This is a genomic window from Fervidobacterium changbaicum (assembly GCF_004117075.1).
GTDB classification, from domain to species: domain Bacteria; phylum Thermotogota; class Thermotogae; order Thermotogales; family Fervidobacteriaceae; genus Fervidobacterium; species Fervidobacterium islandicum.
Genome location: NZ_CP026721.1, coordinates 1897784 through 1910177, shown reverse-complemented (window position 1 = coordinate 1910177; position 12394 = coordinate 1897784). Strand labels below are relative to the sequence as shown.

Annotated in this window: 10 protein-coding genes and 1 pseudogene; 6 read left to right on the top strand and 5 right to left on the bottom strand. The window is 40.7% G+C overall.

Annotated features, from left to right (window positions below; genetic code table 11):
* Positions 1-2 precede the first annotated feature (2 nt).
* From CBS1_RS08680 to CBS1_RS08665, 4 genes are all read left to right on the top strand, one after another.
* Positions 3-974 carry an LCP family protein gene (locus CBS1_RS08680; protein ID WP_052107112.1) on the top strand — a complete coding sequence of 324 codons (972 nt, stop codon included), beginning with the start codon at positions 3-5 and terminating at the stop codon, positions 972-974.
* 164 nt (positions 975-1138) lie between these two features.
* The gene (locus CBS1_RS08675; protein WP_203225724.1) at positions 1139-2131 is read left to right on the top strand and encodes an ABC transporter substrate-binding protein; all 993 of its coding nucleotides are present in this window, start codon (positions 1139-1141) and stop codon (positions 2129-2131) included.
* Between the two features lie 85 nt (positions 2132-2216).
* Complete coding sequence (locus CBS1_RS08670) at positions 2217-3908, top strand: ABC transporter permease (RefSeq protein ID WP_033191455.1); 1692 nt, start codon at positions 2217-2219, stop codon at positions 3906-3908.
* 4 nt (positions 3909-3912) lie between these two features.
* Positions 3913-5010, top strand: coding sequence for an ABC transporter ATP-binding protein (locus CBS1_RS08665; RefSeq protein ID WP_033191456.1), 1098 nt, complete (start codon positions 3913-3915; stop codon positions 5008-5010).
* 258 nt (positions 5011-5268) lie between these two features.
* Here CBS1_RS08665 and CBS1_RS08660 read toward each other — a convergent pair.
* Positions 5269-5925: pseudogene (locus tag CBS1_RS08660) on the bottom strand (UDP-N-acetyl glucosamine 2-epimerase); the annotation flags it as partial.
* 6 nt (positions 5926-5931) lie between these two features.
* On the opposite strand from CBS1_RS08660, the gene CBS1_RS08655 reads away from it, so the two are divergent.
* On the top strand, positions 5932-6513 hold the full coding sequence (locus tag CBS1_RS08655) for a glycosyltransferase family protein (RefSeq protein WP_206732136.1): 582 nt from the start codon (positions 5932-5934) through the stop codon (positions 6511-6513).
* 284 nt (positions 6514-6797) lie between these two features.
* Here the strand turns inward: CBS1_RS08655 and gndA are convergent, their stop codons facing one another.
* From gndA to CBS1_RS08635, 4 genes are all read right to left on the bottom strand, one after another.
* Entirely contained in the window at positions 6798-8222 is a 1425-nt protein-coding gene (gene gndA / locus CBS1_RS08650; RefSeq protein WP_033191457.1) for an NADP-dependent phosphogluconate dehydrogenase, read from the bottom strand.
* Between the two features lie 46 nt (positions 8223-8268).
* The gene (locus CBS1_RS08645) at positions 8269-8766 is read right to left on the bottom strand and encodes a tripartite tricarboxylate transporter TctB family protein (protein WP_033191458.1); all 498 of its coding nucleotides are present in this window, start codon (positions 8764-8766) and stop codon (positions 8269-8271) included.
* A gap of 68 nt (positions 8767-8834) precedes the next feature.
* Complete coding sequence (locus tag CBS1_RS08640; RefSeq protein ID WP_090223367.1) at positions 8835-9788, bottom strand: tripartite tricarboxylate transporter substrate binding protein; 954 nt, start codon at positions 9786-9788, stop codon at positions 8835-8837.
* Positions 9789-9820: 32 nt separating this feature from the next.
* Positions 9821-11335, bottom strand: a complete 1515-nt coding sequence (locus CBS1_RS08635) for a tripartite tricarboxylate transporter permease (protein WP_090223365.1) — start codon at positions 11333-11335, stop codon at positions 9821-9823.
* 127 nt (positions 11336-11462) lie between these two features.
* Here CBS1_RS08635 and CBS1_RS10555 point away from each other — a divergent pair, with 127 nt between their 5' ends.
* A complete protein-coding gene (locus CBS1_RS10555) occupies positions 11463-12392 on the top strand; it encodes a DDE-type integrase/transposase/recombinase (protein WP_033190915.1) in 930 nt (309 codons plus the stop codon).
* The last annotated feature ends 2 nt before the right edge of the window (positions 12393-12394 follow it).

The window sequence follows — 12394 nt, the reverse complement described above, 5'->3', positions numbered from 1 at the left end:
CGTTGGGCTCGTTTTTAAAAACTCTCTTGGCGATTCTACTCACAATATCAATCACCGGATTCATCCTGTGGATATATTTCGAGACAAAAATCTCGCATATTACTTTCACGGCAGAATTCAAACCTGAAGAGGTTAATGCTCATACTGAGGGCCAAACTGAAAAGTCAACATCATCGAAATTCGCAATCGCACTCTTCGGATTAGATGCAAGACAAGAAGGAGAACGTGCCCGCAGTGATACGATCATGATACTACTAATTGACCACGCAAAGAAGAAAATCAAACTTGCTTCGATAATGCGTGACCTTTATGTATATGTTCCAACCTACGGCAAGCGGAAAATCAACAGTGCGTACGAACTTGGAGGACCTAAATTGGCACTTTCAACACTAAACCGAACCTTCAAGCTCTCGCTAACAAAGTATGCTACCGTCGATTTCCGTGGATTTGAAAAGATAATCGATGCGGTTGGTGGGGTTGATATAGACGTTAAGTACTATGAACTGGAGCATATAAACATAAACATGCGAGAAGTTAAAAACCTCATAGGCGGTGATGTACCTGAAGTAAAACGCCCCGGGTTACAACGACTTAATGGTAGACAAGCTCTCGGTTATGTAAGAATAAGGTACGTAGGCAATGGAGACTATGAAAGAGTCCAACGACAACAGCGGGTTCTCGAACAAGTATTCGAAAAGCTAAAGAACGCTTCCATTTCCACAAAGCTGCGTATAATTGACATGGTGTTGCCGTATATCGAAACAAACTTAACACGAAGCGAAATAATTTCACTTGCAACAAAAAATTACTCAAAATATACACTTGAACGCATCAGAATACCAATCAACGGTTCTTTCCGAGAAGGATACACTGTTATCGATGGTGTGAAGCAATGGATATTTGACACTGATATTGAAAAGAACATCCAGGCCTTACATGAGTTCTTTGAGACTGGTCTGCCTTCAAACCCCTGAAGAGGTTATACTCTCTGGCAGTGCTTCTGTGAGCAGCGTTAAGATAACCTTGGATTTTTAATCTTAAGCCTATTATACGCTTGTATTCGCGTGATTTTTCAATTTTGTTCACAAAGTTCTTTATATTAAAATACCTTCATACCAAAATAACTGGAGGTGAAAGAATGTTGAAAAAGTTACTGTTTGTATTACTTGTATTGTCTCTCCTTGTTACCAACGTGGCATTTTCGAAGAAGTTAATTGTCTATTCAAGTGTTGATGAAGCAAACGCACGAAAAATACTTAGTGCATTTACCAAAGACACTGGAATAGATGTTGATTTTGTCTTCCTTTCTTCAGGTCCTGCTTTAGCTCGAATCGAGGCAGAGAAGCAAAATCCGCAAGCAGATGTCTGGTTTGGTGCTCCAATGGAAAACCACATTATTGCCAAAGAAAGAGGATTAACACAACCATTCAAGATAACAGTTCCCAAAGAGATATCGACAAGATTTTACGACAAGGAAGGATACTACTATCCGATATACATGAACCCGCTCGGTATAGGTGTAAATATGACAATGCTGGAGAAGCTCAAGCTCCCACTACCTCAGAGCTGGAACGACCTGCTGAAGAGTGTGTATAAAAAAACAATACAGTATCCTAACCCACAGTCTTCCGGTACCGGGTATACTTTCGTAACTGGCCTAATAAAAATCTTGGGTGAGGATGCTGCTATGAAATTTCTGAAATTAATGGCTCCAAACGTCCAAACGTATACACAGAGCGGTACAGCTCCTTCCAAGGCAGTAGCAATTGGCGAAGCAGTCTTTGGAATCCAGTTCACACCTGCGTTCTTCCAATTCATGGATCAAGGTTACAATGTGAAGATTGTTTTCCCGAAAGAAGGAGTACCGTACGAAGTTGCGTGTATGTCGATTATAAAGGGTGCGAAAAATATTGAAGAAGCTCAAAAACTTGTTGAGTGGGTCATTTCAAAAAAGGGACAGCAGGAAATTATCAACCAAAAAACATACTTCTATCCGATTCGAACAGATGTTGATTTTGGAAATCTCCCTTCACTCTCATCGATAAAACTCATTCACGTAGATCCGAAGTGGGCTGCCGACAATAAAACAAGAATTGTGAACAGGTGGATAAACGAGGTTTTACCCTATTAAGCTCTTCCCCAATTGAAGAAAAAGGGGCCATGTGCCCCTTTTTCTGTTACTTGACTTGCACAAAGCTTGTTGTGAGGTGATCGTAATGAACTACTCTAAGGGTGAATTAAAATCGTACCTGCTTAAACTTTTGAAAGAACCTGCATTGCTTACAACAATATTTGTCGTTTTTGCACTTTTGGTAATTTTCATAATATTCCCACTGTATAAAATCTTCCAGATAAGCCTGACCGATAGCAATGGTAACTTCACGTTGGAAGTCTACAAAAACGCTTTACAAAACAACTACTTCAGACGCGGTTTTGTAAATAGTCTCTTAGTAGCGTTTCTCACTGCTTTACTCGGCACAGCTGTTGGTTATTTGTTTGCATACACGATTAACAGAACAGACATTCCGTTCAAATCATTCTTTAGAACAATTGCCATAATGCCAGTCATTTTTCCTCCATTTGTGGGTGCACTCTCACTCATTATGCTCTTTGGTGCAAATGGCCTCATAACATCAAAATTGCTTGGATTCTCAAACATCTACATTTATGGCCTACCCGGTCTGATGTTAGCGCAAGTACTTTGTTTTTTCCCTGTTGCTTTTATAACCCTTGATGGTGTACTTTCAACAATAAGCCCGACTTTAGAAGATGCAGCTTTCAACCTAGGAGCTAGCCGATGGCAAGTTTTCTACAAAGTCGTTTTGCCTCTATCTGTTCCTGGTATCGCAAGCACTATGCTTGTGCTCTTCATTGAGTCTCTTGCGGATTTTGGTAATCCGTTGATACTTGCAGGAAGCAAGTTCCCAATACTTTCTGTCCAGGCCTATCTTCAAATAACAGGGATGTACGACCTAAGAAGTGGTGCAACATTATCCGTTTGGTTATTAATTCCATCGCTGCTGGCTTTTATAATTCAAAAGTACTTTCTTGAGAAGAAAAAGTACTACACAGTAACTGGAAAGCCGACTATCTCTGTACTCAAGAGTGTGAGCGAACCTGTAAAATGGATACTTTTCAGCATATGTTTGTTTATCGTACTGTTTATACTTTTGGTTTACGGAATCATATTTTGGGGGGCGTTTACAAAAGCCTGGGGTGCAAACAATCAATTCACACTTGACAATTTCAAATACATCTTCGATGTCGGGCGAAGTGCGATTAGGGGAACTCTTACCATTGCATCGATTTCGACACCCATTTCAGCTGTTTTTGGTATGGTAATAGCATTCTTAGTTGTCCGAAAAATCTTTCCAGGCAAGAGAGTTATGGAGTTCATATCACTTCTTAGTTTTGCAGTACCGGGTACAGTCATTGGAATTGGGTACATTTTGGCTTTCAATAAGCCACCTTTACTTCTAACAGGCACGTTGACTATCTTGGTTCTGAATTTCGTATTTCGTTATATGCCTGTTGGAATTCAATCAGGTATCGCCTTGCTCAACCAAGTTGATCCTTCAATTGAGGAAGCAGCATTTACATTGCGGGCAAACAACAGGCAAGTATTTGCGAAGATTACCTTGCCATTGATAACCCCTGCTTTCTTCTCAGCTCTTGTCTTTGCATTTGTGAGAGCAATGACTGCGATAAGTGCTGCAATATTTTTGGTTTCGAGTCGGTGGAATCTTATCACCGTCCAAATTCTAAGTCAAACCGAATCGGGCAGACTTTCAGAGGCTTGTGCCTTCTCCACCTTGCTTACCTTAATTATAATGGTTTTTATCGGCGTTTTGAAAATATTCTTGAAGAATAAAGTTAGCATAAGTAACTATACTTCGGTAAGGGGTTGAGAAAATGAGTCTTGAATTAAAAGGATTAACAAAGGTATTCAGAAATTATGGAACTGAAACTGTAGCGGTTGAAGCGTTTGATTTAAGAGTTGAAAAGGGACAATTTGTTACTCTGCTGGGTCCATCAGGCTGTGGTAAAACTACAACTTTGAGGATGATTGCGGGTTTCGAGATACCCACTTCTGGAAAAATCATACTCGACGGTGCTGACGTCACAAATGAACCACCTAATAAGCGAAATATCTCCATGGTGTTTCAAAGTTACGCCCTTTTTCCTCATATGACGGTCGAAGAGAATATAGCCTTTGGACTCAGGATAAAAAAATTGCCAAACTTTGAAGTAAAGCAGAAAGTCAAATGGATAATGGAAATAGTAGGATTAATTGGTCTTGAAAAGCGGAGGCCTGAACAACTCTCAGGTGGACAGCAGCAGCGGGTTGCATTGGCAAGAAGCCTAGTTGTAGAACCGAGCGTATTACTTTTGGACGAACCTCTTTCAAATCTTGATGCTAAGCTCAGAGAACAGATGAGAATCGAGATAAAGAGAATCCAGAAAGAGCTTGATATAACCACTGTGTATGTTACACATGATCAAATCGAAGCAATGAGCATGTCAGACCTAGTTGTAGTCATGAATGGCGGAAGAATAATGCAAATCGGCAATCCGTTTGAGATATACTCAAAACCAAAAAATGAGTTCGTTGCAGACTTTATCGGTAAGGTAAATTTGTTTGACGGTTCTGTCGATAACGCAAACAATGAAATTGCCGATATTTTCTGCAGTGTATTTGAAAATAAGCGTATCTCGGTACCGAACATTTTTTCACTCACTCCGGGGCAAAAAGTTAAAATTGTCCTGAGACCTGAAGCTTTCAAACTCGTACCTTTCCAAGATGAAGAGAGGATAAATCTCATACGAGGGAAAATTATTTCTTCAATCTTTGTTGGAGCTGCTGTTGAATGCGAGATGGTAGCATCGGATGGAACAGTTTTTAAGACGACAATTTCTAACCCAGTTGAGAGTGGTATACCGCAACCAGGTTCTGAACTAAAGTTATATTTCTCCAACAAGAGTCTTTGGGTCATTCCTGAAGCTAATTAAATATGGACTCTTGAAAGCAGTCTTATCGACAAGTTTCTTGTCGCTTTGATGTTCGAGCACGGTAAATCAAAACTCTCGTTTTCATTAGTAACAAAAGTGTCGGAGGGTACTAAATAAACTTATGGTGAGGTGAAACACCCCCTACTACTCAGGGGTGGGAGGTGTTAAAGTGTTAAACTTCAATTAGATTGCTTTTTTAGGTGTCTTCCAATTCTTGGTGTTGACATTCCAGCCAAACATTTCGAAATCACATATTACTTACCTCGCCAAAATCTCCACTATCCTCTTGCCTGCATCGCCATTTCCATATACTTCTGTTGGATATGGCTTTTCTTCCGTGCTAAACACCGCATCGTATATCCCTTCACCATCAGCTAATATGTTCCATCCTGTTTCCACCAGTTCACGCCATCCAGAGTCTGGCATCACAACTACTGCACGCTTACCAGCAAAATACGCCTCCTTTTGCAACCCACCGCTGTCAGTTATCACTTTCCACGACTTTTCAACTAAGCCCATCAAATTCAGATAATCGATAGGTTCTATAACCAAGATGTCCTTCAAATATTCATCGAGTCCAAATTCTGAGATTCTCTTCCTTGTCCTTGGATGAACCGGAAACACAACTTTAACTTTTTCGGCAACCTTGGCAACTTCCTTCAAAATCTTTTCGAACTTCTCCTTGTTGTCCACATTAAAATCCCTGTGAAGGGTCATAACTATGTACTTTCCTTCCTCAAGCCCTGCCGCCTCATATACGTCGTACTTAAACAACGGTTTCATCATCAAAAACAAATCGTACATCACATCACCAACAAAATAAACACCTTGCTCAATGCCTTCCTTTTTCAAATTCTCAACAGCCAGTTGGCTTGGACAGAACAGGTACTTAGAAACTCTATCTGTGAGCACTCTGAGGTATTGAAACATCCATTCGGAGTTGGTGGCGCAAAGTACAGAACAGGCGCTCAGAAGAATGAATACGTCGACACGGTAGCTTATGGAATTTACAAAAAAGAAATCTTTGAAAAGGTCGGACTGTTCGATGAAAGACTAATAAGAAATCAGGATATAGAATTCAACATAAGGCTCAAAGATGCGGGATATAAAATCATGCTTGTTCCGCAAGCAAAAGTGTACTACTTTGCCAGAGATACATTCAAAGGACTTTGGCAAAACAACTTTTCAAACGGATTTTGGGTTACCTACAGCCGAAAGTACGTGAAAAAAGCATACAAGCTAAGGCACTTAATTCCTTTGTTTTTTGTCATTTATCTACTCATTTTGGCTGTAACCCTCTCAATTCCGGTCATCCCAACTTTCTTTAAACTACTTGGCTTGGTTCCTTTTTCACTTTACTTAGCAATGGTTACCATATTCTCAGCATCTGTAAGCACCAAACACAACGACAATAGCATATTTTTCTATACGTTAACTTCATTCTTGATTTTGCACATATCGTACGGGACAGGTTCACTTGTTGGACTTGTCAAAAAGGCATAATCTAAAAATGTTTTCTATCCATATATCTTAGTTATTATAAAAAAGTTCCAATAGTAGTTGTGTTAGCAGAGTTCTTATCTGTCCGAATCAAAATCAATTTGATGAAAACAATCATTAAATCCAAATCCATAGCAACGGTTTCACAAATTTGACTTTTGACTCTTTTTAAACGAAAACAAAAAGTCTTCCACTCCCTGATTTAAGAGTGAAAGACCAGATACGAGACGTAAGAAACTATTTTATCCTTAAGGAAGGGCAGCCGTGAATTTCTTGAAGTTATGTGTTTAGCTATCAGCTTCTCCTTTTTCAAAGTGGAATACTTGATTCGGCTTATCGACCTTGTAAAACCCATGATAACCAAACCAATCCCTTATCGCCTGAACAAGATTTGCAGGCAGCTTTTCAGAAACAATAGAGAGATAGAAATTAATAGCGGAATCAATAACAGGAATTGGGATATTGTATCTTTTGGCTATACTGCTAACCTGGATAACATTTTCGTACAAAAGGTTCAAATTCTTTATGATATTCTCTTTCTCAATTAAGCATCCCAAACCTCCAAGATCTTCCAACAGTAAGTAATCTATGAAATTTGACTCGAGGATACTTCCTTTTCTCCAAACTTTTAACACATTATCTAACTGGACGTTGTAGCCAAATTCATTCGAGGCTCGCGTTAACAACCACAGTCCCTCACTAAAAGCAATGTAGTTGACAAACATAAGGGCATCCTTGAGTAAACTTATCAAGTCTAAACCTAAACTTTCCTGTTCCAGTGAACGCCTCTTTATTTGAGAGTTCTTAGAAATCCTCATTCTAAGTTCTTTGAACACTGAAATCATTCTGCTGTTCACTGAAGCTGCTATCGTGATTGCAGGAATTCCTAACTCTAACGCAGTTTGAGTAAACCACAGACCTGTCCCCTTCTGCTCTGCAACGTCAAGGATCACATCTATATAAGGAGCACCTGTAAGTTCGTCGACCTGCCTCAAGACGATACTTGCAACCCTGAGCAGAAATGAATCAAACAGCAACTCGTTCCATTCTTCAAAAATAGTTGCGATTTCATCTGTTCGTAGCAATAAGACTTCACGCATTACTTGATAAACTTCAGAGATGCCAGCTATTATCCCATATTCAATGCCATTGTGCACCATTTTAACAAAGTGCCCTGCTGAGCGCTCACCCATGTAATTCACACACTCACCATATCTACTCTTAGCTGCGATTTTCTTCAGCATTTCTTCGACCTGTTTATACGCTTGATAATCCCCACCGGGCATCAGAGAGGGCCCTTTTAAAGCTCCTTCAGAACCACCGGAAAGGCCCATCCCTAAAAAGCGGAAGCCTTTTTCAGTGAGGAACCTATAGCGTCTTTCGGTGTCTTTAAAGTGCGAATTTCCGGAGTCTATTACTATATCTCCTACTTCCAGAAATGGAAGAAGCGAATTAATGACCTCATCTACCGGATTCCCAGCCGTGATGAGTAAGATAATCACCCTTGGTCTACTGAGAGATTCAACAAGAGCATCGATACCTTGGAAGCCTCGAATGCTATAGGAGAAAGGAATGCTTGATAAGAACTGCTTAGTTACTCCGTATTCTTTGTCGTAAACACTAACACGTAAACCTTTCTGTGCAAAATTGAGTGATAAATTCTTACCCATGGTACCAAGCCCAATTATTCCAACGTCACTCTTTCCGTCCACATCTATCACCCTCTAAATCATTTTAAAGAATTTAGAACAACCCAACTTACCAGAAAATGCCTCTCGGAAAAACCAATTCAAAGACTTTCTCAAAGAGATACCAGATTCCAAAAGAAACAACCGCCGTATATGCGATAGCTAACGGCAGATCTTTCAATTTCATCTCATCTTTCAAGAAAATGTAGTTAAAGAAAACTATCAAGAACGCGGAAAGCAGGAAACCCACGTATTTCATGAGCCATACCGCAGCAGCGAAGATTATCAAAAACAGTAGAGAATTGCGAAATCCAACATTATGACCTGCATCATTTGAAGATTCTGCAACCTGAGACTTCTTCTTCAGACTTCGGATTTCCATTACCAGCCACAAAATGGAGAACAGTAATGTAAGTAGAGAAATCAGTTTTGGAAAGAAATCTCCACCAAGTGAGCCGCCAAATCGAAGGGTTCGAATTAATACAGCTTGTATATAGCTTACTATCGATACGACAATAAATATTATTGGGAATATTAGGTTCTTTAGTATGTTAGTCAGTTTTTTCATATGATGATTCCTCCCCAGCTTTTAGTTTTAATATGTGAGGGGCACGTTGCCCCCCACTGTTGTATTTCTCATTTAACTGCTTGAGCTGCTTTCATGTAAACTGCTTCCTGTTCTCTCCAGAAATTCAACAGATCGTTTCCAGTCTTAAAGAACGGGACTGCGTATGCAACTTCGGCCAACTTCTTTTGAAATTCTGAGTCGGCTACTATCTTTTCAATAATCTTGTTGAACTCGTTCACTATGTTAGCCGGAGTTCTTGGAGGGAAGAAGAACGTGTTTGTCATCGGGAACTTCAGACTCCTAAGTCCCTGAGAAGCTGCCGTTGGCGCATTGGGTATGAACGGATCTGGTTGATCATCGTGCACAGCCAAAACCTTGATTTGCCCGTTCTTGATATACTGAACGGCTGAGACAAGAGCTAATGGAACAATATCGACGTGGCCACCAAGTAAGGCAGCAATTCTTTGCGCATCTCCACCCTCGTTAGGAACCACTCTGAATGCACCTGGAGCTGCCATCTCGATCGGAGAGTATTCCAAATAGGCTATTCCACCTGCACCGGCTCCGTACACATACTTCTTCGGATTTTTCTTTGCATCTTCAATAGCTTCTTTCAAATTATTCCATGGAGCATCTGCCCGTGCCGCAGTTATTCTCGAGGTCTTTGTTACGATACACGCCGGTGTAAAGCTCGACCACTTTATATCCGCTACGCCAAGGTAGTAGTTTCCCAGTACGGCCTGGTGGTACCAAAGTACGGTATAACCATCTGGTTTTGTCTGAAGCACTTGTCTGGCTGCAACCGCTCCTTCTGCTCCGACAACATTGGTTACTATCATTTCTTTGCCAGTGTACTTCTTCCAAAAATCTGCTATGAGCCTTGCTGTTATATCACTTGCACCACCTGCTGAATACGGAACAACAACAGTTACCGGTCTTTCCGGATAAGCGGCGAAGCTAAGTGTGACCAAAAGTAATGTCAGCAAAACGCTAAGAACCAAAAACACTAACCTTCTTGTCATAACACACCACACCTCCTGGTATAAGGATAAGTTTAAGCACTTTGTTTCTTTGCAACGCGCGCGTTGATGTATAGCCCAAGAACAAAGAGAAATACCGCAAGTATTATTAGAGTTAGCGAAATAGGTCTTGTGAATAATGGCATTAAACTACCATCTGACAATGCGAGAGCTTGTCTGAGCCCTTTTTCAACAATAGGACCGAGTATGAAAGCAGTTATAAGAGGTACAAGAGGAAAGTTTGCTTTCCTTAAGACGTACCCAACAAACCCGAAGAAGAGTGCCACCCAGATGTCAAAGACCCTGTTGTAGAGTCCATAAGCACCAACAACCATCGCGATGGTTATAACCGGGTAGAGGAAATATGACTTGACGCTTAAGGCAGATATAATAAACCGCATCAGTACGAGCCCAAGTATAACCATCGTTATGTTAGCAAGGATCTGAGATGCGAACACTGTATAAACAGTGTCAGCATGCTCCGCAAACAGCATCGGTCCCGGGATCATTCCGTGTATCATAAACCCACCAATCATCATCGCAGTGACTGAATCACCAGGTATTCCAAGCGACAACAGAGGAACCAGTGCTCCGGCGATAGTAGCATTGTTAGCGGTTTCTGAAGCTATTACTCCATCTGGGATTCCAGTTCCGAACTTTTCCGGATGTTTGGAATACGATTTGGCAAGTCCATAAGCTACAACGCTGGAGGTTGCCCCACCAACGCCTGGAAACACCCCTATAATAAAACCGATAATCAACGACCTGATGAAATTAATCGGCTGGCTGAATATCACTTTCGTCGACTCAAGGACCAGCTTGAAACCCATCCTCATCTTTTTAGTTTCTGGCGGAACAACAAACTTCGAACGCTGCTCTATGGCTACAAATACCTCACTCAAACCAAACAATCCTATTAGAAGTGGCAGAATATCTATTCCTGCAATAAGGTCCTCAATTCCAAATGTTAACCTCTTAACGCCTGTTAGTGGGTCTGCTCCGACTGCAGCAATAAGAAGTCCGAGAAGTATTGAGAGGGTATTCTTCACTATTCCCCCTTCAAACATTCCAATACAACCAGCAAATGCGAGGATACCAAGTGCAAAATACTCAAACGGGCCGAACTTCAAGGCCACTTGGGCCAATGAATAGGTAGCTATTATCATCGCGAATACCGCTATGAGCCCACCGAAGAACGAACTCATAAGAGAAATTCCCATCGCAAGTGGTGCCTGTCCTTTTTTCACCATGGGATGAGCATCAAATGTTGTTGCAATAGATGAAGGAGTTCCCGGAATATTTATCAACCCCGCTGAGATAAATCCACCCGATATAGCGCCAACGTAAATTGCACTTAACAGAGCCAACGCGCTATATGGATTTAGACCATACGTTAGGGGCAACGCCAGAGCGACACCCATCGTTGCTGTGAGCCCTGGGACCGCACCAAATATCAGCCCCCAGACTGTACCAATAACTATTATTAAAAGATTTTGCGGGTTTAGCACTATGGGTATACCTACCTGGAACGTTTTCAAGAAAGCCTCCATAATAACACCCCCAAAGGTTTAGCGATGCTGTTAACTAAAAGTATTGAAAATTTCCAAAAACCGTATTATCTTCTTATTAGTGGAACACCCCCCACCATCAATTCTCACAAAAAGGAGGTACTCCACTATGCAAAATTCTGTAGTCTCTTGCCCCAAATGCGGCTCTACCAACATCTACAAAAACGGTCATGATAAGTACGGTAACCAACAATACTTTTGCAAAGACTGTAAGCGCACTTTCAGACTTGTTCATTCAAAAAAACACAAGCTCTTCTCTTTCCCTTATCCTAAATGCCCTGTCTGTGGAAAAACTATGCAAATCCACAAAATCAAAAAAGCCTTCGTTAAGTTCCGTTGCCGTTCTTGCCATACCAGAGACGAAATCCCAACTAACTTACCTCAATTTGTCCCTCTTCCTTTCGACTCTTTCAAGTTCTTCCGTTTCCCTATCTTTATTGTTCTTAAAGCCTTCGTCCTTTATTTCAAAGCTGTGTCCTTGCGTTCCATCAGAGACTCACTTAATATCAAAGTCTCTCATGTCGCTATCTACAAGTGGATCCTTAAGTTGTCTTGTTTCTTTTCCATCCTCGTTCCTGTAGATGCTTTCAAAGTCCATGGTGATGAAACTGTCGTTTTGTTTAAATCCAAAAAGTACTATGTTTGGTTCTTAGTTGACCATGAGACGAATCTCATTGTTGCTTGGCATGTATCCAAATATCGCGATATGGGTCAAGTGAAGATATTGTTAGAGAAGTTCTTTGGTAACAACGAAAGAACAATCGAACTAATTACAGATGGACTTGGTGCATATGGTGCAGTGAAGATACTATACAAGAATATCAATCATATTGTTGTGAGACTTGGGCAAAACAATCAATGTGAATCGAAGTTTTCGTTATTCCAAGACTTTGTACGAGCCAAGCGTGGATTTAAGAATATTGACAATCTTCCAATGTACGTAAACAGTTTTTGTGTAGTGAGAAATCTCTTGAAACTGAATGGCAATGATATTGCGCGTGTTATGAGTGTTCTATTGTCTTCCATCACTACAAGTTAACA

What these genes read in the sequence shown, in the direction of transcription:
- CBS1_RS08645 (WP_033191458.1), bottom strand. Translation starts at nt 8,766, where the DNA reads ATGAAAAAACTGACTAACATACTAAAGAACCTAATATTCCCAATAATA.
- CBS1_RS08635 (WP_090223365.1), bottom strand. Translation starts at nt 11,335, where the DNA reads ATGGAGGCTTTCTTGAAAACGTTCCAGGTAGGTATACCCATAGTGCTA.
- CBS1_RS08640 (WP_090223367.1), bottom strand. Translation starts at nt 9,788, where the DNA reads ATGACAAGAAGGTTAGTGTTTTTGGTTCTTAGCGTTTTGCTGACATTA.
- CBS1_RS08675 (WP_203225724.1), top strand. Translation starts at nt 1,139, where the DNA reads ATGTTGAAAAAGTTACTGTTTGTATTACTTGTATTGTCTCTCCTTGTT.
- CBS1_RS08665 (WP_033191456.1), top strand. Translation starts at nt 3,913, where the DNA reads ATGAGTCTTGAATTAAAAGGATTAACAAAGGTATTCAGAAATTATGGA.
- CBS1_RS10555 (WP_033190915.1), top strand. Translation starts at nt 11,463, where the DNA reads ATGCAAAATTCTGTAGTCTCTTGCCCCAAATGCGGCTCTACCAACATC.
- CBS1_RS08670 (WP_033191455.1), top strand. Translation starts at nt 2,217, where the DNA reads ATGAACTACTCTAAGGGTGAATTAAAATCGTACCTGCTTAAACTTTTG.